Source organism: Gimesia chilikensis, assembly GCF_007744075.1.
Taxonomy (GTDB): domain Bacteria; phylum Planctomycetota; class Planctomycetia; order Planctomycetales; family Planctomycetaceae; genus Gimesia; species Gimesia chilikensis_A.
This window is the reverse complement of the sequence record NZ_CP036266.1, coordinates 5,901,970-5,923,526: the sequence shown is the minus strand read 5'-3', so window position 1 is coordinate 5,923,526 and position 21,557 is coordinate 5,901,970. Positions and strand designations below refer to the sequence as shown.

Annotated in this window: 12 protein-coding genes; 7 read left to right on the top strand and 5 right to left on the bottom strand. The window is 52.7% G+C overall.

Translation table 11 applies throughout. The annotated features are described in order from the left end of the window. Window positions 1-276 precede the first annotated feature (276 nt). On the top strand, window positions 277-2,745 hold the full coding sequence (locus tag HG66A1_RS22345) for a DUF4159 domain-containing protein (protein WP_145189251.1): 2,469 nt from the start codon (window positions 277-279) through the stop codon (window positions 2,743-2,745). A 47-nt stretch (window positions 2,746-2,792) separates the two neighbouring features. Continuing rightward, window positions 2,793-3,200: an ABC transporter permease gene (locus HG66A1_RS22340; RefSeq protein WP_145189248.1), complete on the top strand. Its 408-nt coding sequence runs from the start codon at window positions 2,793-2,795 to the stop codon at window positions 3,198-3,200. Between the two features lie 17 nt (window positions 3,201-3,217). On the opposite strand, the gene HG66A1_RS22335 is transcribed toward HG66A1_RS22340, so the two are convergent. From HG66A1_RS22335 to HG66A1_RS22325, 3 genes are all read right to left on the bottom strand, one after another. After that, window positions 3,218-4,033 (bottom strand): glycosyltransferase, encoded by an 816-nt coding sequence (locus HG66A1_RS22335; RefSeq protein ID WP_145189244.1) that lies wholly within the window; start codon window positions 4,031-4,033, stop codon window positions 3,218-3,220. Between the two features lie 235 nt (window positions 4,034-4,268). Beyond that, on the bottom strand, window positions 4,269-6,146 hold the full coding sequence (locus HG66A1_RS22330; protein ID WP_145189241.1) for a PQQ-binding-like beta-propeller repeat protein: 1,878 nt from the start codon (window positions 6,144-6,146) through the stop codon (window positions 4,269-4,271). Then, window positions 6,146-8,383, bottom strand: coding sequence for a PQQ-binding-like beta-propeller repeat protein (locus HG66A1_RS22325; RefSeq protein ID WP_232106644.1), 2,238 nt, complete (start codon window positions 8,381-8,383; stop codon window positions 6,146-6,148). The genes HG66A1_RS22330 and HG66A1_RS22325 overlap by 1 nt, the downstream gene beginning before the upstream one ends. A gap of 288 nt (window positions 8,384-8,671) precedes the next feature. On the opposite strand from HG66A1_RS22325, the gene hemB reads away from it, so the two are divergent. The 3 genes from hemB to argF all read left to right on the top strand — a co-directional run bounded on the left by hemB (window position 8,672) and on the right by argF (window position 12,150). Further along, window positions 8,672-9,658, top strand: coding sequence for a porphobilinogen synthase (gene hemB / locus HG66A1_RS22320; protein ID WP_145189238.1), 987 nt, complete (start codon window positions 8,672-8,674; stop codon window positions 9,656-9,658). Window positions 9,659-9,910: 252 nt separating this feature from the next. Further along, the gene (locus tag HG66A1_RS22315; RefSeq protein ID WP_145189235.1) at window positions 9,911-11,116 is read left to right on the top strand and encodes an aspartate aminotransferase family protein; all 1,206 of its coding nucleotides are present in this window, start codon (window positions 9,911-9,913) and stop codon (window positions 11,114-11,116) included. 113 nt (window positions 11,117-11,229) lie between these two features. Further along, on the top strand, window positions 11,230-12,150 hold the full coding sequence (gene argF, locus HG66A1_RS22310) for an ornithine carbamoyltransferase (protein WP_145189233.1): 921 nt from the start codon (window positions 11,230-11,232) through the stop codon (window positions 12,148-12,150). A gap of 64 nt (window positions 12,151-12,214) precedes the next feature. Here argF and HG66A1_RS22305 read toward each other — a convergent pair whose 3' ends face one another. Both HG66A1_RS22305 and HG66A1_RS22300 read right to left on the bottom strand, forming a co-directional pair. Further along, window positions 12,215-13,690, bottom strand: a complete 1,476-nt coding sequence (locus tag HG66A1_RS22305) for a YeiH family protein (RefSeq protein ID WP_145189230.1) — start codon at window positions 13,688-13,690, stop codon at window positions 12,215-12,217. A 262-nt stretch (window positions 13,691-13,952) separates the two neighbouring features. Next, entirely contained in the window at window positions 13,953-16,313 is a 2,361-nt protein-coding gene (locus tag HG66A1_RS22300) for a protein-disulfide reductase DsbD family protein (RefSeq protein ID WP_145189227.1), read from the bottom strand. Window positions 16,314-16,803: 490 nt separating this feature from the next. Between HG66A1_RS22300 and HG66A1_RS22295 the strand changes: the two genes are divergently transcribed. Beyond that, the gene (locus HG66A1_RS22295) at window positions 16,804-18,027 is read left to right on the top strand and encodes a hypothetical protein (protein ID WP_145189224.1); all 1,224 of its coding nucleotides are present in this window, start codon (window positions 16,804-16,806) and stop codon (window positions 18,025-18,027) included. Window positions 18,028-18,187: 160 nt separating this feature from the next. Beyond that, entirely contained in the window at window positions 18,188-21,538 is a 3,351-nt protein-coding gene (locus tag HG66A1_RS22290) for a HEAT repeat domain-containing protein (RefSeq protein ID WP_145189222.1), read from the top strand. Window positions 21,539-21,557: the final 19 nt, after the last annotated feature.

Here is a 21,557-nt window from a genome sequence, read left to right as displayed (position 1 = left end):
TGCGGACAGCCTTCAGTCCGTGTAAAACTACGCAGTCAGTTTTTGTAATTATAGCCATCTTCAATCCCGAGAGAAACAGAGACCCGCTGACTTGCGAACGCAAATATGATACAATCAGGGAGACGGGTGAAAAAACAAACAATTCATCTGGAATAGGTAAAATATCTTGTAAGAATGCATAAAAATTAAACAAATCAGTTTCCGGACACAGTTCTGGAGAGAAGGGGCTGTGCAGGCTCTTCTCCAGTGTGGACTCGGAATCGAAAGTAAAACGTAATGGATTTTCCGCATTATCGTAGAGCGTATCGGGCGTTGCGCTGGACGTTAACAGCAGTCCTGTGCATTTCCCTCTTGTTGTACTCCAGGCGAGCCGTTTTCGCACAGGGACAGGAACTGTCAGCCAAGGCAGTACTGGAATCCATCGAGCGTGGAAAAGCCTTTCTTCTGCAGGAACAGCAGGGCGATGGTTCCTGGTCCGGTCCGGGGAAAAACTATACACCCGGCGTCAGCTGTCTGGCTCTGATGGCCATCATCAACTGCGGCATGACTGCGAATGATGAACCCGTACAACGCGGCCTCAAATACCTCAGATCACTCCGCGCTCCCGAACCCAGGGGAACCTACCAGACCAGCCTGATGATTATGGCACTGGCAGCCGCTAAAGATGGCAAACGGGATTTACCTCTGATTCAGTCCCTGGTGGAACGACTTGAGAAAAGTCAGGTGACGACCGGGCCCAACGCGGGAGGCTGGAGTTACGGCCCCGGGATGGCAATTGGCGGAGCTGGGGTTGCCGACCGCAGTAACAGTCAGTACGCGGTACTCGCTCTGCGGGATGCCGTGCATGCGGGGGTACCAGTCAGCCAGAAGACCTGGAAACTCATCAAACAGTATTGGTCTACACAGCAAAGTGGCGATGGAGGCTGGGGCTATCAGTCCAACGCCGGGGCGAGTCGAGGCAGTATGACCGTCGCGGGGATCGCCACTATGGTGATCGTGAATTCGATGCTGGGAGACGATCTGGAATTGAATCCCGATGGTACTCCCGTCTGCTGTGATCAAAAAGAAGAAGACAAATCAATCGAACGGGCGATTCACTGGATGACCACCCATTTTTCCGTGGGCACTAATCCAGGCGTCAACTCCTGGCTACTCTACTATCTGTATGGTCTGGAACGTGCAGGACGCTTGAGTGGTACCCGGTTCTTCGGCAAGCATGACTGGTATCGGGAAGGAGCCGCGTTTCTGACACAAAGACAGTCCGTGCGCGATGGTTCATGGCGTGGTGCCGGCCAGCTGGAATCCGATCCCGTACTGGGAACCAGCTTTGTCCTGCTCTTTCTCTCCAAAGGTCTGGCTCCAGTCTTGATCAATAAACTGGAATACAAAACCGAGGGGCAGGTAAAACTGCAGCCGGGAACTATTCCAAACTGGAATCATCACCAGAATGATATTTTGAATCTGACCGATGCACTTTCAGGACGCCCTGACTGGCCGAAGCTGCTGACCTGGCAAACCGTAAATCTCGATCTGGCGATTCAGGGGGGCGGCGTGCAGGTTCTCAGGCAGGCCCCCGTGCTGTTTATCAGTGGTCAGGAAGATCCCCAGTTCGGAGTACCTGAGGTCAACATGCTCAAACAGTTTGTGGAGCAGGGGGGCTTTATCTTTGCCGTTGATAACTGTAATGGGGCCGGTTTTGATCGTGGTTTTCGCGAACTGATCAAAAAAATGTATCCCCAGGGGGAAGTTCAGCTGAAACGGCTGACGGCTGAACATCCCGTATTCCGCTGCGAATATCTGCTCGACGCGGAAAGTGTCGAACTCTATGGAGTTGATGTCGGCTGTCGGACTTCCATTATCTACTGCCCTGACGATCTGGCCTGTCTCTGGGACAAATGGATGCGGTTCCCCTCTCAAGATCGGCCGGTGAAAGCAACTTCCATGATCACGCGTGCTGTCCGGATCGGAACCAACGTGATTGCATATGCGACAGGTCGAGAACCACCAAACAAACTTGACCAGGAAGAACTGGCCAGTGAGAACGGTTTGCAGAATCAGGTCGAACGGGGCTTTCTGCAGATCGCCAAGATCCGTCATAACGGTACCTGGGATGCGGCGCCGCGGGCTTTGACGAATCTGCTCAAGGCCCTGAATCAGAATGCGGGAATGATTGCTTCTACCAAAACGCCCAGTCTGCCGGCCAGCGATCCCAATCTGATGCAGTACCCGCTGCTGTACATGCATGGCAGAAGCCAGTTCAGCCTCTCTAAAACGGAGCAGTCGAACCTGAAACAGGCCCTGGATAATGGGGCGGTACTGTTTGCTGATGCCTGTTGTGGCGCCCAGCCGTTTGATAAAAGCTTTCGTCAACTAATGCAGGAAATGTTTCCGACTAAACAGTTAAAACGCATTCCCGTCGATCATCCCCTGTTTTCGGAGCAGACCGGATATGACGTGCGCCGCGTGCGTCGTCGCCAGATGGAGGTCAACGATGTAAACCAGCCGCTGAAAGCGGAAACCCTGGTCGTTGAACCGCTGCTCGAAGGAATTGAAATTGATGGGCACCTGGCTGTCATATATAGTAAGTACGATATCAGCTGTGCCCTGGAGCAGCAGGCGTCGGTCGCCTGTGCCGGTTATGTGCCCCAGGATGCAGTGAACCTGGCCTTGAATATCGTCCGCTATGCCCTGCTGCAGGATATCGCGTATCGGGAAGTCATATCACAGGAAGTCGAGGCGGAATAGTCTCAACTCCGGTTACCACCAGTTGAGGCAACAAGTCAGGGAGAATCATGAGCGAGCAGGAAGAGCGCCAGCAGAATATTTCACCGGGAGCCCGTCTGGTCGGGGTCGTGATTGGCTGTGTCTTTGGCGGAATTGGTCTGACTCTGATTTCTTTTCTGTGGTCTCAGCCCTTCGGGGGATTCCATTCACCGCCTCTGTTTTTTCGCATTATTGGTTCGTTGATAGCGATTCCCTTTGTGATGGTCGGTGGCTTTACGGCTTACAGGTCACTTACCGCCAGGGGCAGCCGTCTGACGGGTGTCAGGGCAACCCGGAAACCATCCCCTACCAAGAAACGCAGCAGCTATGCCTGCCCGCACTGCAATGCGCCGATTGGGGAAGAGTCGGACGTTTCACCTCATGGGGATGTGAAGTGCAGTTACTGTAAAAAGTGGTTTAATACTCACAGTGACTGATCTCTGACTTGTGCGGCCTATGCTGCTTTGCGCTTCGACTGCGTTTCAACCTGAGCCGGCAGCTGAGTGAAGGGCGATTTCAGAGATGGACGCAGATAACGCCAGTAAATGGTGCAGAGTTCAAAAAACGCTTTGAAAAAATCGTGAGGCTTCACTTTAGAGCCTGCCACGTCTCGCCAGCTGGTCAGGGGCAGTTCATAGACTGTGTCTTCCAGTTTGGGACATCCAAAGAACTGTTCCAGTTGCCGCGACCGTGCCAGCAGCTCCACATCGAAGATCCAGTTGGTGAGAAACCGTGTGGCAAACAGACTCTGATTTTCCCGTGTAACGCGAAACAGTTTTGCGCCACACTGGGTATCATAGATGGGGAGCCGTAATACTGTAGACGCTGATGTCGCAAAGATGCGGCCCAGGTAATGCCTCAGCTGTTTTCTTTCGATCTGACGTCCCAGCAGTTTGACACGGGCACCCAGAACCATGGATCGTTCAGGCATCTGTTCCAGCTGCGCGACAAAATCCGGAATCGATTCCAGGGGGGTAGCCAGGTCTGCGTCCCAGAAACCTGCGTATTCCACACCGGATTGCAATGCCTGCTGCATTCCCTGGCGGACCGCCTCAGCCTTTCCCTGATTGTGGGAGAGGTGTAAAACTTCAAAGTGGTCGGGATCAGCAGCATGCAAGTCATCCAGGATCAGCGCGGTGCGATCGGAACTACCATCGTTAACGAACAGAAAAGAGTGCTCCGGGTGCCGCGCGACGTGCTTACGGAACTGGAGGATCTCTAACCGTTTCTCTTCGTTATAACAGGGGACGACAATAATGGCAGGTGACATGAATGATTTGATACCCGTTTCGCCAGTTAGACAGACGTCGTTTCCAGCTGGTGAGATTGCTCAGATTTGATGAGTCCCCCCTGCCTGTCGCAGGGGCGGTGTGGGAGTGGTGAGCGGGGTGTATCAAAAAAGTGAATTTATGTCAAAACCGAATTTTAGAGGCGCAAGAAAAAAGCAGAAGCCTTCGCGGGAAGACTTCTGCTCTCAGAATTTAATTGATCGTCGTAACTGTTTACTATTCAGTCACTTTGATCTTGTACAGCCGGGAACGGTCAGAAACGAACATATGTCCGTTGGCGATCGTGGGTGTACTGTAGATTGAGGAATTGAAGGTCTTCTCTTCCAGCAGTTTCTTTTCCTTGCCGGCTTTGAGAATGATCAGCATTCCATCTTCGTTTCCAATGAATACTTTCCCATCAACCACCATGGGGGATCCCCAGCAGGCGGCAAACATGTCGTATTCCCAGTAGCGTTTACCGGTTGCGAAATCGAGGCAGTGTACGAAACCACTCAGGTCTGGTGCATAAACCAGTCCGTCTTCGATCCCGACAGTTGACATTGTACGTCGGTAAAGCAGCTCACCTTTCTTGCCGGTCAGCTTACCATCGGTGTCTTCACCACCGTAGTGCCAGATCTGGCCCGAGTTCGGGTTTTCTTTCCAGCCTTCTTTACCGTCAGAGATCTGTGGGCTGATATCACCTTTTTTGGTGGCATCAATGCGGTAGATATGACCGACCCCTTCACCGTGCTCCGGGTCCTGTCCGACGCCCAGGATAACACTGTTGTCTTTGAAGACCGGGGTGCTGATGATCGCGTTACGGGTACCGCGACCACCCAGTTCCCATTTGGAGTCTTTGGGGTTCAGGTCGAATTTCCAGATCAGCTTGGCATTACCATCGCCGTCTCCTTCGGGAGTGAAGGCGTACAGCCAGCCGTCCCCACCGGGGAAGTAAACCTGGGTCTGACCATTCACCACACCGATGGCGGGTGATGACCATTGACCGTGTAGAATCTGGTCGAATGGAGTGTTGTCTTCCCAGATGACCTCACCGGTGTTTTTGTTGATTGCCAGAAAACAGGGAGCCCGTGGAGCAGGGACTTCCAGGTGTGCTTCATCAACGCCGTTCGATGTCAGCAGGAAGACATAGTCACCATGGACGACCGGCGAACTGGTTGCCAGGTTATGCGGGAAGACACCCAGGTCTTCGATCATATCCAGATTCCAGATAATGTCGGCGTCTGTTTTGTCGGTATCCTTTTCATCCTTGTAAGGGCCATCATTTTCGTTGTCGTAGAAGCCATTCGCATCCAGGCACATCAGTTCGCAACGGTTGGTAACGACCCAGACACGGTCTCCTTCGATACAGGGAGTTGAACAGATCCCCTGTTCCGGCCAGTCGTTCACACGACCCTGGGGCAGTTTTTCTCGCGAGAGCTGCCATTTGAAGTCACCGGTTTTCTCATCGAAACAGAGTACGACACCGAGGTCGTCTTTGTGCTGTGGACGATACTTACCGCCGTTGTTGGTACCGACATAAACCTGTCCGTTGGCCACAACCGGGTTACCGTAAGTTTGTGAACCCAGTTTGGAGACCCAGACAATGTTCTCGCCTTTATCATCCCCTTCGCCGGGTTTGAAATTCAGAGAGATACCAGTGGTTTTATTGACCATGTTTCGGGTTGGATCTCCACCCCACATCGGCCAGTCGCCCGCGACTTTCGCATCGGATTTTGTATCCTTGCTGACCAGCTCTGTTTTTTCTTCAGGCTTGGTCTGCGAGGTTTCTTCAGCTTTCTTTTCTGGCTTAGGATCGGCTTTGGGTTTTTCCTCGGCTTTCGGCTTGGCTTCTGCCTCAGGCTTTACGGGGTTCCCATCGGAATCCAGAGCCGGTTCTTCTTTTTTCATCTCCGGTTTTTCTTCCGGAACATTCACGCCGGCACCACCGGTGGTTGAACCTGCTTCTTCAATCGGAGCAGAACCACCCAGGTCTGTCGTTGTTTCCGGCATCGCTTCCGGCTTCTCAGCATCGCGGGATTCACAACCTGTGGAAGCCAGCAGTGCACAGCATGCAAATGAGTTCAACAGGGCAAATCGTAATAGAATCTTTTTCATTATTTATCCTCAGAGACAATGACGTTATCAAAGTAAACATCGGCGAGACGGTAGAGGTAAAGCCCTGGGCTTCCCTTCTCATTCGCATGCGGATCGACAGTTTCGATGGTCCACTCTTCGGGTTCCGGTTTTTCACGAGGCCAGACTTTGCCTTTTACCGTTGCCTGTCCATCTTTGACCTCAACTTTGAGCTTCATAGTGTACCAGACATCCGGATCAGAACGGAAACGGATTTCCTTGGCCATCCGCTGGTGCGGAGCCCAACTCTGGATTGCGAGCTTGCTCGAGTTACCTTTCAGGATCAGGTCATAACGATTTACGGTGACGCCGACACTGGCCAGCTTACGTTTCTGTTCCTTCATGAACACGTCTGCCTGAACAGTGTAACCGTTCGGTGCCAGCTTGCTCATGTCAGAGGGGCCAAGCCAGACGCTGGCACTGGGGCGACCTTTACCCGGGCTGGCTTTCATTGCCGTGGTGCCATCCAGTTCGTTTGGCTGCAGTTTGAGGAACGCATTCACCCAGCTGCCAGGTACCTGTTTCCCTTTCATACCTTCGAAGTCATACTTCCAGGGCAGAGGCGGGAAGACACGCAGACGGGCTTCGGCAGTAGCATCACCAACTTGAACAGAGATGGTTCCTGCCGCGGGAGATTTCAGGTCACTCGGAGTGGTGACCGACATGCCATCCACTTTCGCCTGTTCCATGCCGGGACCGGGAGTCAGTTTCCCTTCTACTTCTTTGATGAAGCGGCCGTTGGCATCGTAGGCCAGGATTTGATAATCGATCTTATCTCCCTGGGGAACTGCAATTTCATAAGGCACCAGTTGAATGGTGGCAATCTTATCCTGAACCGGTTTTTCTTCTTTGAGAGGAGGCACCGGATCGCTGCTCGGCTTCAGCGATTCGTCGCCGATACAGATCGTACGGTCACGCGTAACGAAATAGATTCGACCATCAGCAATCGCGGGAGAGGCGTAAATTTCATCCATCCCTTTGTCGACGCGAGCCAGCAGTTGAACGTGAGACAGTTCTTCACATTTTTCGCGGCTCGGTTTGAGGATAAAGATGTTTCCGTTGACTTCCATCACATACAGTTTGCCATCTGCCCAGACCGGAGAACCTTTTCCAACGGTTCCGAGGTTGTGAGTCCAGAGCTGTTTGCCGTTCTTGCTGTCAAATGCATACATCTGACCGGTGTCAGCAACGACATACAGAATTCCGTCTTTGACGAGGACACTGGCATAGCCGGCTTTAATACCGTCGACACGCCAGACATTGCCGGTTTCGGTGATGTCGCCCCGTTTGGAAGCGTCGATGCACTGCACCCGACCGAATTCCACGTTATCGATGTTGTCTTCACCATGGGTGATGTAGACCAGGTTACCGTCAGCAACGGGAGAACAGTTCAAACCCCGTTTTGACATGCTGAAGCCCCACAGCTTTTCTCCGGTGCGGGCATTCATACCGTAGCAGCCACCATCGGCATTACCGGCAATCAACTGACGGACGCCGTCGATGACAGTTACGATGGGGGCTGAATAGTTGGTGTCGAAGGGAGCACCGCCGGGAGCGGCCGTCCAGAGCAGCTTGCCGCTCTTTTTATCGAAAGCGTAGTAAGTCTGCTTTGGTGGAGGAGCGGCAGTCTTACCCCAGTTGAGTTGCAGGAAGCTGACGATTACAAGATTTTCATCAATGATGGGAGTCTGGGTTCGTCCGCCGTAACCGGAAATCTTTCCGTAGTCTTCAGACAGTGATGTTTCCCAGAGGACCTTGCCATCAGCAGAGTAGCAGCGGAACAGACCACTGACAGAGTGCACATAGACGTTGCCGGTTTCCGGATCACCCACCATGCTGGCCCAGCCGACACGGGGAGAAGGGATATCGGTCTGGAAAACGTTGAACACATCTTTCCAGATTACTTTGCCGGTCTTGGCGTCCCAGCAGACGACCTGTTCCTGGGCATTGATTTTATCTTTGGGGTCGGTGACATCGTGGTGGGTGCGACAATTCAGATAAACGCGACCATTCAATACGATGGGGGCTGACCGGCCACCGATGTCAGATTTCCAGAGCACATTTTTACCGTCGAGGGACCACTCGTCGACAAGGTTTGTTTCACGGGAGATCCCATTATGCTCCGGACCGCGCCAATGCGCCCAGTCGCCTGCAGAGGCAAGCGACGTTGTGAATAACAGCATAATGGAGCTGACAAGCACCATGTTAATTCTTCGCATAGAAGATCCTCACTGTTCTTTTATAGAATGTGGTATCACTGATGAAGGACGACAGGTCGGGTGTCGGACCTGTGATCTCAGCTGCAAGGTGGGAGGGTTAAATCCCCTACATATAATTAATACACTATTGAAGTTTTCGGGGTATTGCAATGGTCTAATCTGTTCTCTCATCCAGATTTAAAAAGAGCCTGTACCTTTATATTCGAGGCTCTTTAGACCATAATCAGGAAATCGATCTATAATTTATAGGCATTCCCTGACTTCAAATAAAGAAGGACCCTGTTTTTCATGTATCCTCAGGTACGTATGCGGCGGAATCGTCGAACCGACTGGTCACGACGCCTGGTTTCCGAGAATCAGCTTTCAGTAAATGATCTGATCTGGCCGGTCTTTATTCAGGATGGCGAAAACCAGAAAACAGAGATTCCTTCCATGCCCGGAGTCCACCGCTTGACCATCGATCATCTGGTGGAACAGGCGGCTGCGGCCGCAGAATTACAGATCCCGGCTCTGGCACTGTTCCCTGCGACCGATCCGTCAAAGAAAACCGAAGGGGGGGAAGAAGCCTTTAATCCTGAAAACCTGGTCTGCCGGGCGGTGCGTGCTTTAAAAGAGCAGAACCTCAATCTGGGGATTCTCTGCGATGTCGCCCTGGATCCCTACACCAGTCACGGGCAGGATGGTCTCGTTAAAGATGGATACGTGGTCAATGACGAAACCATCGATGTCCTCTGTCAGCAGGCTGTAGTGCAGGCGGAAGCGGGCTGCGATATCATCGCGCCTTCAGACATGATGGATGGCCGCATTGGAGCGATTCGAGAAGCCCTCGACGAAGCTGGTTTTCAGCATGTGCAGATTATGGCGTATGCGGCGAAATATGCCTCTGCTTTTTATGGTCCGTTCCGTGATGCTGTCGGTTCTGGAACCAACCTGGGAACGGGGGACAAGCGAACCTATCAGATGGACCCTGCGAACAGCGATGAGGCGATGCGGGAAGTGGGCCTGGATGTCAGCGAAGGAGCGGACATGGTGATGGTCAAGCCGGGAATGCCTTACCTGGATATCGTCCGTCGCGTCAAAGCGGAATTTGAGGTTCCCACCTATGCTTATCAGGTGAGTGGGGAATTTGCGATGATTTCCGCCGCTGCTCAAAACGGCTGGCTGGACCGCAAAAAATGCATGCTGGAGAGCCTGCTCTGTTTCAAGCGGGCAGGGGCTGATGGTGTGTTAACCTACTTTGCTAAAGAAGTTGCGGAAATCCTTCAGGCAGGCTAGATGAATATTTGATGAGTAATCCGATTCTTTTTTCCCGGATTGCTGCTAAATTTTAAGCCTTCTGCTATAATTTTCCGCTTCGTTCTGCGCTGCTGTCAGCTGCAGGAGGGAAGCCTGATTCACTGCTGAAATCACAGGTGAGTCAAAGTTTGCTTTTTTTTCGAACTTCAGTTCAAGAATTAGTGTCAAAATTCCTTTCCATCAAACCGATATTGTGAATTTACGGATTTCTCTTACAAGTGAGGTGTTTCAGTGTCAGTAACGGGACATGCCAGTAGTCAGGAAACGATTGCCCTCTTCGACAAGTATGTGATCCCTAATTACGGTCGCTACCCGATCAGTCTGGTACGCGGCGAGGGGAGCTATGTCTGGGACGCGGAAGGTAACCGTTATCTCGACCTGTTTCCCGGCTGGGGTTGTAACATTCTGGGCTATTGTCCCGAACCGGTTGTCTCTGCGATTCAGGATCAGGTTTCCCGGCTGATTCATGTTCCCAACACCTGGTATACCGAAGCTCAGGGACGGTTCGCGGAATTCCTCTGTAGCCGCAGCTTTGGAAAAGCCTTCTTCTGTAACAGTGGTGCGGAAGCGAATGAAGGGGCTCTCAAGCTGGCCCGTCTGCATTATGACGGTAAGCGGCCCAAGATCATTACCTGTGAAAACGGATTCCACGGGCGGACTTTTGCTGCAGTCACCGCGACAGCGCAGCCCAAGTACCATGCCGGTCTGGGACCACTGGTTGCCGGGTTCCGTTATGCTCCGTTTAATGATCTCGAAGCGATCACCAGCCTCGTCGATGATGAAACCTGTGCGATTATGGTCGAACCGGTTCAGGGGGAAGGGGGCGTGAATGTCCCCGATCAGGACTATCTGGCCGGTCTGCGAAAAATCGCTGATGAAGCCAACTGCCTTTTGATCTTCGATGAAGTCCAGACCAGTATGGGACGGACCGGCACCTGGTTTGGTTATCAGCAGTGGGACGTTCAGCCAGACATCATGACGATGGCGAAAGGGATTGCCGGCGGTGTTGCTGCCGGGGCTCTGATTGCGACAGAAGAGGTTGCTCCCAGCCTGCGACCTGGAATGCACGCCAGCACTTTTGGCGGAAACCCCCTGGCGATGGCTGCCGGTCTGGCGACAGGACAGATGATCGAAGATCAGAATCTGCTGGAAAACTGCCATGCGATGTCCGACAAATTCAAGCAGTTCTTTGAACAGCTTCAGCAGGAACTTCCCATCGTTCGCGAAGTCCGCGTCAAAGGGATGATGATCGGCGTCGATCTGAATATCCCCTCTGCTCCCGCAGTCGGCAAATGCATGGAACGCGGCCTGTTAATCAACGCGACGCACGATACCGTCGTTCGACTGTTGCCGGCTCTGAATGTGACCGCCGAGCAGGTCGAGGAAGGCTGCGAACTGATCGCAACCGTCCTGCGTGAAATGGCCGAAGAGGCATAAGGCCGCGGCCCCTCTCAAGCATCCATTATTCATTCACACATTCCTGTTCGAGTCTTAATTTAAGATACGAACAGGAATTCCTGTTTTTAAAACGTCATTAAACGAGAACTTCCATGAGGCATTTAGTCACGTTAAACGATCTGGAATCGTCCGAAATCGCTGAAATCTTTGCTCTGGCGCAAGAGATCAAAGACAAGCGGAAGCAGGGTGAACGTCCTCAGTTGCTGCAGGGTTATACGATGACCCAGCTGTTTGAAAAACCCTCGCTGCGGACCCGTCTCAGTTTTGAATCAGCCATGTGGGAACTGGGCGGCGGTTCGAGTTTTTTCACTTGTAAAGAGGCGGGACTCGATGGTCGTGAGTCCATCGAAGACGTGGCCCGGGTGATCGGTCGGTTTTCAGATGTGATTACCATGCGGACCTTTTCACACGAGCTGATTGAAAAATTCTCACAGCACGCGGGAAGTTGTGTGATCAATGCCCTTTCCGATCTCAGTCATCCCTGCCAGGCGCTGACAGACCTGTTTACCATGCAGGAACTGCTCGGTGATCTGACGCAGCAGAAACTGGTCTACGTCGGCGACGGGAATAATGTGGCGTATTCGCTGGCCAACTGTTGTGCCAAGCTGAATGTGCCGTTTGTGGTCTCTTCGCCCGAGGGATTTGAACTCTGTTCGGATCTGGTTGCGACCCTTAAGAGTAATTATCCCGGCCTGCAGCTGGAACTGGAAGCTGATCCTATGAAAGCGGTTGCCGATGCAACAGTGATCTACACGGATGTCTGGGCCAGTATGGGACAGGAAGCAGAGACTGAAAAACGCAAAAAGATTTTTGCCGATTTTCAGGTAACAGAAGGCCTGATGTCCGCAGCCGGAAAACAGTGTCGCTTCATGCACTGCCTGCCCGCAAAACGGGGGCTGGAAGTAACAGACGGAGTTGTTGACTGCGAGCAGAGCATGGTCTTCGACCAGGCGGAGAATCGCAAGCACCTTGCCAAAGGGCTGCTGGTCTGGTTGCTCAAACACTCATCCTGATGACTCGCGAAATAACAACCACCCCGGTCCGGAATGACCGGGGTTTTCTTTTGCGCCAGATAGCCTACTTCTTGAAGACTTCAGTGACAACATCCTTGTAGAAGACTTCGAACATCAACCAGGCCATGAGGAGAGTCAGGATCAGGTTCAGAGACTGACCACAGACATACAGAATCAGCGGCTTGCCCCCTTTGAGGAATTTCGCCAGCTCGCGGAAGTTGGTTTCCAGTCCGATGCTGATAAAGGCCAGACAGAAGAACCAGCCGCGGAAGACCTTGGACGATTCTTTCACCATGGCTGGCACCACGACATCTCCGCCGGGAAGCGATACATACAAAAGCGAGAAGATCGCTGAAGCCGCGATGAACCCTAAAACAAATTTGGGGAAGCGATACCAGATTTCCCAGGCATCCGGTTTGATACCGGATTCTTTACCTTCCACGCAGCTGACCCAGTAGACGGCGACGCCAAATGCGGTCACGCCGATCAGGATATTCTGGATCATCTTGATGGTGACGGCGACTTGCTCTGCCTCAGGTCCCAGCAGGTTACCTGCAGCGGCGACCGCACCAGTTGCATCGATGGTCCCCCCCATCCAGGCACCACCTAAAATCGGGCTCATTCCCAGCGCCTTAATCACCGCGGGAAGGGCAATCATCATGAAGACCGTAAACGTCAATGAAAGCCCGATGGCGAAGGAGAGCTCTTCCTTCTTGGCTTTACAGGAGGCTGCGGTGGCGATCGCAGCCGAGACACCACACACGGACATATCCGCGGAAATCACCATGTTCAGCGAGCGGGATTCCATTTTCAGGAACTTCTGCCCGAAAAAGTAAGTGCTGATCAGAACAACGGGTGTGACGACCCAGGCCACATAGATACCAGGCAGGCCCAGGATGAGCAGACGGTTGAGCAGCACGCTGGCGCCCATGATGACCAGTCCGGATTTGATGTATAACTCAGTTCTAAGTGCCGGCTTAATCCAGTTCGGGGTGCCAATGGTATTGCTGATCACCAGACCGATCATCAACGCCCAGAGTGCGTATTCGAGGTTATAACTTTTGATCACCGCTTGCCCGGTCAGAATATATGCCAGCGTGGCCAGCAGAAAGACCGCTACGAAACCAATGGCGAAGGGGGGAGCTTTCTGTCCCATGGCTGTGACACCAATCGAAAACACAATCAAGCTGACCAGGAAGACGACACCGATCGGCAGCAGCAGACTCGATTTCTCAGGAGGAAACAATGAATCTACCGGGTTATCTGTCCAGGACCCCGGTTTAGCCAGCCATGGTTTTAGAGGGCTGTGTGCACTCACCTTCTCGCCAGCAGCTTCCGCAGCTTTAACCTGTTCTGCGAAATCGGCGGGTAGTGAAAAATACATCGCCAGAAAGCAGACTACCAGCAGCGTTCCTCCGATCCAGATCGCCCACCAGTCTTCAGCCGTTCTCATTTCAGACCAGGTCGAGCGCCGGGGAGCGGCTACGACAATATCATCTTGATTCTGTTCTGGTTCGGGAGCGGAGGGGGTGTCTTGCATGGCAGGTCTCGGTGTCAGAGAATCATTGTGTTTTACTGGGCAGCATGGTGCCAGCCATGGGGAATTGAAATTACCAACCGGTGGCTGTCGCCATTCCGCTCAAGTCAGCAGGAAAGCAGGGGATGGAATCGTACGGAAACGGTACGTTCACGGAATGCATCATACCTTACAAAAAAGTTCAGGAATCGAAAAGCGTTGATGCATCTACGGACAGAAATTCGATTCAGAGCCCGCAAGCAATCAACTCAGAACGAGCGCGAATTTAATGTGCTTCGGCGTTCTCAGTAGAAATCATTGCCTGTTTAGGGACAGATTTCGAGGCGGGAGATTCATCCACAGCCTGTTTCAGGGCGCTTAAAAGCGTGGACTGTGTATACAGGTCACGGATGATAATCGGTTTGTTGGGGTTATTGGCGGGGAAGATCACAGTTAATGGAATGCTGACACTCTCAAATTTGTCCAGCCATGCTTTGATGTCAGGTGAGTAATCTGTGTAGTCCGCATACATCGGCACCACGTTATACTTACTGACCATTTCCAGGGTTTCGGGAGTATTCAGAGCCAGCTTCTCGTTGGTCTTACAGCTCAGGCACCAGTCCGCAGAGAAGTCAATGAGGACAGTCCGATTTTCAGAACGCAGTTTTTTCAGTTCCTGGGCATTGAAAGGCACCCAGGGAAGATCGTTGGTCGACTTCTGACTCATGTTATAACCGAAGAAGCAGATCCCCGCTGTGAGCAATAAAGCAGCCGTCCGCACCGCCAGTTTCACCCGGGCAGGCGAACTGTGTGAGTACAGGCTGCCGATCATCCACAGGCCGGTGGTGATCCCCAACAGCATGATCAGTACGGGAATGGTCAGGGATTCGTCCAGGAACGAAATGATAAAGATCACTGCTCCCATCAGCACGATCCCCGAGAACTCTTTGAAGCGGACCATCCACATACCCGGTTTGGGTAGGAATTTGATCGCGTTGGGGAAAATGCTGAAGATGATATAAGGTGAAGCCATGCCCAGTCCCATGACCAGCCAGACCAGGTAAGTGATTTGAGGTGTCTGTTTGACAGACCAGGCGAGTACCGGTCCCAGGAACGGACCACTACAGGGGGTCGCCAGCAGTGTTGCCAGGATCCCGGTCAGAAACGCACCGGTGAGACCCTCTTTCTGTTGTCCGCCCGCGGCAGAGCCGACCATACCCGGTACCGGGATTTCAAAGACGCCCAGCATGCTCAAGCCCATTGCATAAACGATGCAGGCCATGATGACATTAAATTTTGTGCTCTGGAAGAGACCGCCCCAACCCAGTCCCGCGAAGACCGCGAGTGAGGCCAGGCTCAGAAAGACGACCAGGACACCCAGTGAATAGAAGATATTTAGCAGGAAGATGCGGAGTCGACTTTCTCCCGCCTGCTGTACGAAGCTCATGACCTTAATTGCCACGACCGGCAGAACACAGGGCATTACGTTGAGAATCAAGCCTCCCAGGAAGGCGAAAAACAGATACGAAGACAGACTGCGGTTGGATTCTTCAGAGCTGATAATAATGGTGTCGTCGTCAGCTGCACTGCCGCTGTTGAGTTCTTCCAGTGAAGACATCGCTACCGGCTGTGCATTAGTGAGATCTCCCAGTTTGAACTCGACCGGCATCGGGCGTCTACAACTGCCCTCATTGCAGATCTGGTATGTCAGTTTTCCTTCTACACCAATTTCCCGGGCATCTGCTATTCGTTCAAACTGCCGCGTCCAGACCACTTCGTTGTAGTGGGTACGCTGGCTGAATTCTCCGTGAGTTTCCTCTTTGGGATCTGGTGTCGCTTTGAACTGCTGGGAGACGGATTTCAAACCTTCGAGCTTCAGAATTTCGATATGTGTCGGCAGTCCCGCCTGAGTTTTATCCTGATCGAGTGCAAACGTATGGAATTCCGGTTCCAGCTTCATCGTAATTTTCAGGTCGACCAGTTGCTTGGGATTCACAGCCGCTGGTTCCAGCGCAAACTTCAATTCGATCGGATCAGGTACGTTTCGCCGTTCGGGAGTCGTGGTAAATGATAGCGGTGCACTTTCCTGCTTTCCGGATAGGGTTGCGGAGAATGCGTATTGTGAAGGCACGCAATTCTTGGCATCACAGACCTGGTAGAGCATCTGCCCTTTGATCTGAACCTGGCTGGGTTCTTTTACGTCTTTATTGACCTTAAAGCGTCGTGTCCAGATGACGCTCTTGGTGTATTTTTCAATCTCTTTGCCGAACAGGGGCTCAAAGACGGTTTTAGGAGGATGGTCGGCATTGAAGTGCTGATCGATGGCGGTCACGCCTTTCGATTCCTCAATGACGAACTTGGTAGCGCCGCCAAACGTCGGGTTGGTGGAATAGGTGTAGGAACCTTCGGGGATCAGCATGGTCAGTGAGAGTGTGACGGTCTCTCCTGCTTTGGCATCCTGAGGGAGCAGGCTGACACTGATTTCTGCCTTGGCGTTCTTTGTTTCCTTCCCGGATGCTGCCTGTTTCTGTCCGAAGAGATCAGGCAGAGACGGTTTCTGAGCTGTGAGTGTCAGCGAACTGCAGAACAGGGAGGCGAGAATAGTCAGGCAGGCAACGGTTGCGGTATGGCGGCGGGGAGTTTTCAAAATGAAACCCTTCCAGAAAACTCGGATACTTTGATAGTTGGTCGATCACCCCTGATCTGACAGGTTACTCCTGTCGGGCAGGTTCGCGAGAGAACCTGTGATCTGTCTTTAAAAGGCAGGCAATTTCAGGTGTGACAAACACGGACGGGCTCGAAAGCCCACTCGTTAAATTATACAATACGTAGAATGATATCGGTGACAGGCCTGTTTTCTTCTGTGAAGTAAGATACAAAACCTTGCCGTTTCTTACGGATTTTAGATTTTTGAGTCAACATTGACAATCCGTTGCCGGACCCGCAAACTTTCTCATCCCCTTTGTTAAACTGGGAAGAGTACTGCGTGCTAAGCTGGCAACCTGTTATCTCTCAATATCTTAACCCATCAATGTAAATTGATCAATTGGCGTGCTGAATCAATGATATCACCCCTGTTGAGAGTTGGAATTCTGTTGCTTCTGCTGGTAGGCAATTTGTCTGGCGAAGAACCACTGGTGGCTACCAAACCTGTGAGACAGATTGACTTTAGGGATCCTGTTCCCTACGGATTACAGCCCGTAGCGTATGGTACCGGCACTTTAACAGACCCCGTCTCGCTCTTAAACGAACAGCTGATTCAGCAAAAAAGAGAGCTGAAATTCGATACAGAGTGGGGATATTTAAGGGAAGTCCTCAAGCAGTTACAGCTGCCCGAATCTTCACAGTTAATGGTCTATTCGAGGACGGCCCTGAATCCACGGATTATTAATCCTGATAACCCACGAGTGGTTTATTTCAATGATGATGTCTATCTGGGCTGGGTGCCAGGGGCTCGCTCGATGGAACTGGCGTCCATAGACCCGCTGAGGGGAACGATCTTCTATGAACTGGACCTCAAGGCTTCCGCGAAACCCCGCTTCGTCCGCTCGGACCGCTGTCTGGCCTGTCATGCAGGAGATTCGAGTCTGCGGGTACCGGGACTGCTCGTCCGTTCCTTTCTCACCGATGATCATGGTCGCCCGATATCCGGTTATTCGCAGATCTCTCATGACAAACCACTCGAAAAACGCTGGGGTGGCTGGTACGTGACCGGTACTCACGGAGACATGCTGCACCTGGGGAATGTATTCGGCAGAGAGACGATTGAAGAGTTCCGAACGAATCCGGCGTTACGTGCCAACCTGACACGCGTCGATCAGTTCTTCGATACAACAAAATATCTCAGTCCAGATTCCGATCTGGTGGCACACCTGGTTCTCGATCATCAGGTCCACGCGCATAATCTGATCACGCGAGTCGGCATGGAGTATCAGCTGGGGCTGGAATCGGATGCCCTGCAGCGGCTGGTGCGGTACCTGCTGTTTCTGGATGAAGCTCCGCTCACGGCACCGGTGAAGGGCACCAGTGGCTATCAGGACTGGTTTGCCTGTCAGGGGAAGCGGGACTCGCAGGGCCGCTCGTTAAAAGACTTCGATTTAAAAACCCGGTTGTTTCAGTATCGATTGAGTTACCTGATCTACACTGATGGATTCCAGAAGATGCCAGCAGGAGCCAGATTGCGGATTCTCAAGGATATTTATGAATTCCTGAACGCGAATGACTCTACGCTGAAAGCGGATTGGGACGTCGAACCCCAGAACTTCCCCATAGCTGAGCGGCAAGTGATCCTGCAGATCGTTGCAGAAACACTGGACGAGCTCCCGGAATTCTGGAAAACCACCGCAGTCTCTTCGAAATGAACCATTTCAGGGCTCTCACAAGCGGGGATTGCCTTAGACCATTGACAGGCACTATGATACTTTTGCAGTCAATCGAGGCTACCTGACCTGACATTCGTTCCTCTGAGGTTCAGTGATCGGGATCTTTTGAGAATTCAAACCACCAACCCCATGAGGCACAATGCGGTTATTTACTATACGACGCGCCGTCAGACGAACTGGAAATCGATTTGCTATCTGGTTCCTCTGTCTGTTTGTTGGCGCAGAAACTCTTGTTGCGCAGACAAAACCAGCCGATAGTTTCGCAGGACTCAAGGTTCCGGAAGGATTCCGCGCAACGTTATATGCCGATGATGACCTGGCGCATGACATTTATTCCATGACCGTCGATTCTCTGGGCCGCGTTGTCGTTTCCGGACCCGGTTACGTACGCATCCTGATTGACGAAGACCAGGATGGCGTCGCTGATTCCTTCAAACAATTCGCTGACGGTCCTGCCAGTGGTGCCCAGGGCATGTATTTTCTGGGCCGCGATTTACTTTGCACGGGAGACGCTGGACTGATCCGCTATCGCGATCAGGTTGGCGATGATCGAGCAGACGGCAAGCCGGATGTCTTTTTAAGAACCCGGACCGGTGGAGAACACAATACCCATTCGATTCAGAAAGGCCCCGATGGCTGGTGGTATCTGTTGCTCGGAAATACAACAGGCATCAATGAAAAATATATCACACTCGACAACTCACCTGTCAAGAAACCTTACGCCGGCACCCTGATGCGGCTGACTCCCGATCTCACGAAAGGGGAAGTTCGAGCCGACGGTTTTCGTAATGCCTACGATTTCACTTTCTCGGCCAATGGTGATGTCTTTACTTATGACAGCGATGGTGAGCGGGATATTTCGCTACCGTGGTACCGGCCTACGCGTGTCTTTCATGTACTCCCCGGTTCAAATGCAGGCTGGCGGAGCCGCAGCTGGAAGCGCCCTGATACATTTTTAGATATGCCACCTGCCGTTGCCGCTTTTCATCGTGGTTCACCAACCGGTGTCTCCTGCTATCGACATCGAAGTTTTCCGGCAGAGTATCAGGGAGCCCTGTTTGTAGCCGACTGGACTTTCGGCCGTGTGCATGCGATTCCACTGGAAAACTATGACGGCAGCTATGCCACTGAGCCGACCGAATTCATCACTGGAGTCGGGCAATTCGGTTTTGCTCCTACTGACCTGGCCATCGGCGCTGAGGGGGCACTCTATGTCAGTGTCGGCGGACGCGGTACTCGTGGCAGCGTGTTTCGCATCGACTATGTGGGTCCGGTGGTTGCTCAAAAACCGAACCTTGCGGATGTTGAAGAGGCACCAGTCGCAGATTCCACAGCAACTCCTGCAGAACTCGACGCCTGTCTCTCGGCACCACAGCCTTTGAGCAGCTGGTCGCGGGAAGCCTGGCTTCCACTTCTCAAACAATTGCAGCCGGAAGACTTTTATCGTGCAGCTCTCGACAGCGGTCGTCCTGAGGATCAGCGTATACGGGCGATTGAAATCGTAACCGAACAGCTGGGTGGTTTTCCGGACCGAATCGTCGAACGCCTGATTCTGGATCAATCGGAGCGGGTACGTGCCCGCCTGGCGTGGTCTCTTGCCTATCACGATCAACCAACACGCAAAGCCGAGTGGCTGAATGCGTTGCTCAAAGATGATTCTGCCCTTGTAGCCCGCTTTGCGCTAGAGACGCTGATGCAACTGGGGGATCAGATCGATCAGAGCCAGTGCCTGGATGGTCTGCAGCAGACATTGGGAGCTACGGCCCGATATGTACGTCAGACCGCAGCCCGGGCCGCTGCAACATTGAACGCTGAGGACTTTCAAACACTCTCCGAACGGATTGGTCCTGATGAAGGTGCCGCGTTGATGACGCTCGGTTATGCGACGGTCATTAAGCAGGGGGGCGGTGTCGTTCCCCTGGCGGTCCGCACCGGGATCACGGTCTTTGAAGGAGATTACCAGACCGACCTGCGTCTGGATGCCTTGAGACTGATCCAGCTGGGGCTGGGAGATCTGGGCCCACCTACAAAAATGGCAGCGGTCTTTGACGGCTATGCCAACGGCGTCGATCTGAGTGATCACGAACGGCACCTCGACCCGATTCGCATCCGTCTGATGCAGGCCTTTCCCAGCAGTCACGAAATCCTCGATCATGAACTGGCCCGGGTGCTGGCAATGCTCGCACCGTATAATCCGAAGCTGCTGGATCGCATTCTGGCGAAAATTACAGACGATACCGATCCGGTGACCGACATTCATTATCTGATTGTTGCGGCCCGCATTCCCAGTGACCGCAGTCGGGAACAGTCGAAGAAAATCGCCAGTGCCCTCGTGCACATCGATGAGAAACTGATCCGGTTCAAACTGCCCCAGGATACCAACTGGGATGACCGCTTCAGAGAACTCTACAGTCAACTGGTAAAGATCGACGCCGACCTCCCACGCCAGATTGTGGAACAGCCTGACTTTGGTCTGCCGGGGCATGTGCTGTTTCTCAGTCAACTGCCTCCTCAGTTTCTGGGCAAGGCGATTGAAGCTTTTGAACGTAAGATCGAAGCCTCCCCTGATTTTCAGTGGAACAGTGATGTGATTTTTGTGTTTGGCGAATCAACAAAACCTGCACATCGGGAAATGATTCGTGATCTCTACGATGATTTTGCGCTGCAGCCAGCCGTGCTGGCAGTTCTCGCGGCGCAACCTGAAGAGCAGGATCGGGACAAATTTATCGCAGGGCTCGAATCATCCCAGATAGAGGTGCTCGAAGCCTGTGTGAAGGCGCTCGAAAAACTGTCCCCTCCACAACAGCCTGAAGAAACGGTGAAACTGTTTGCTACACTGCGACGACTGGGGCATGACAAGCGGGAAAAAAATCTGCAGGCGCGGATCATTCCGTTACTGCAGCGTTGGACCGGGCAACAGTTTGGTCAGGTTTCGGATCTCGCCGACACGGATAAAGCCCGCGCCCTGGTTCAGGCCTGGGAGGAGTGGATTGCTAAAACGTATCCTCAGGTGTATCAGATGGTGTTGCAGCAGGGGGGAGAAGAGGCAGAGAAATTAAATGCGGTGCTGGCCACCGTCGACTGGGAGACCGGCAGTAAGGAGCGGGGTGAAGCGTTGTTCCGGAAGCGGGCCTGTATTCAGTGTCACGGAAACCGCAGTGCTCTGGGACCAGCTTTGACGGGAGTCGCCCGTCGTTTCTCTCGTGAGGATCTTTTCACCGCGATCGTTTCTCCCAATCGGGATGTTTCTCCCCGGTATCAAACCACAATCGTTGGTACGGTGGATGGCAAAGTCTATACCGGGCTGGTGGTCTACCGTTCGGTGGATGGGCTGACCCTGCGGGATTCGAACAATCAGACCACCCGCATTGAAGCGGATGAAATTGATTTTGAAAACAAGAAAAGCACATCACTGATGCCAACCGGACTTTTGAAGGATCTCACTCCACAGGACCTGGCAGACTTGAATGCCTATTTACAAAGTCTCTAAACCGGGTACCCTGTAGGCA

Bases quoted from the DNA above. Each gene is read 5' to 3' on its own strand.
- HG66A1_RS22345 (WP_145189251.1), top strand. From the start codon at position 277: ATGGATTTTCCGCATTATCGTAGAGCGTATCGGGCGTTGCGCTGGACG.
- HG66A1_RS22340 (WP_145189248.1), top strand. From the start codon at position 2,793: ATGAGCGAGCAGGAAGAGCGCCAGCAGAATATTTCACCGGGAGCCCGT.
- HG66A1_RS22335 (WP_145189244.1), bottom strand. From the start codon at position 4,033: ATGTCACCTGCCATTATTGTCGTCCCCTGTTATAACGAAGAGAAACGG.
- HG66A1_RS22330 (WP_145189241.1), bottom strand. From the start codon at position 6,146: ATGAAAAAGATTCTATTACGATTTGCCCTGTTGAACTCATTTGCATGC.
- HG66A1_RS22325 (WP_232106644.1), bottom strand. From the start codon at position 8,383: ATGCGAAGAATTAACATGGTGCTTGTCAGCTCCATTATGCTGTTATTC.
- hemB (WP_145189238.1), top strand. From the start codon at position 8,672: ATGTATCCTCAGGTACGTATGCGGCGGAATCGTCGAACCGACTGGTCA.
- argF (WP_145189233.1), top strand. From the start codon at position 11,230: ATGAGGCATTTAGTCACGTTAAACGATCTGGAATCGTCCGAAATCGCT.
- HG66A1_RS22305 (WP_145189230.1), bottom strand. From the start codon at position 13,690: ATGCAAGACACCCCCTCCGCTCCCGAACCAGAACAGAATCAAGATGAT.
- HG66A1_RS22290 (WP_145189222.1), top strand. From the start codon at position 18,188: ATGCGGTTATTTACTATACGACGCGCCGTCAGACGAACTGGAAATCGA.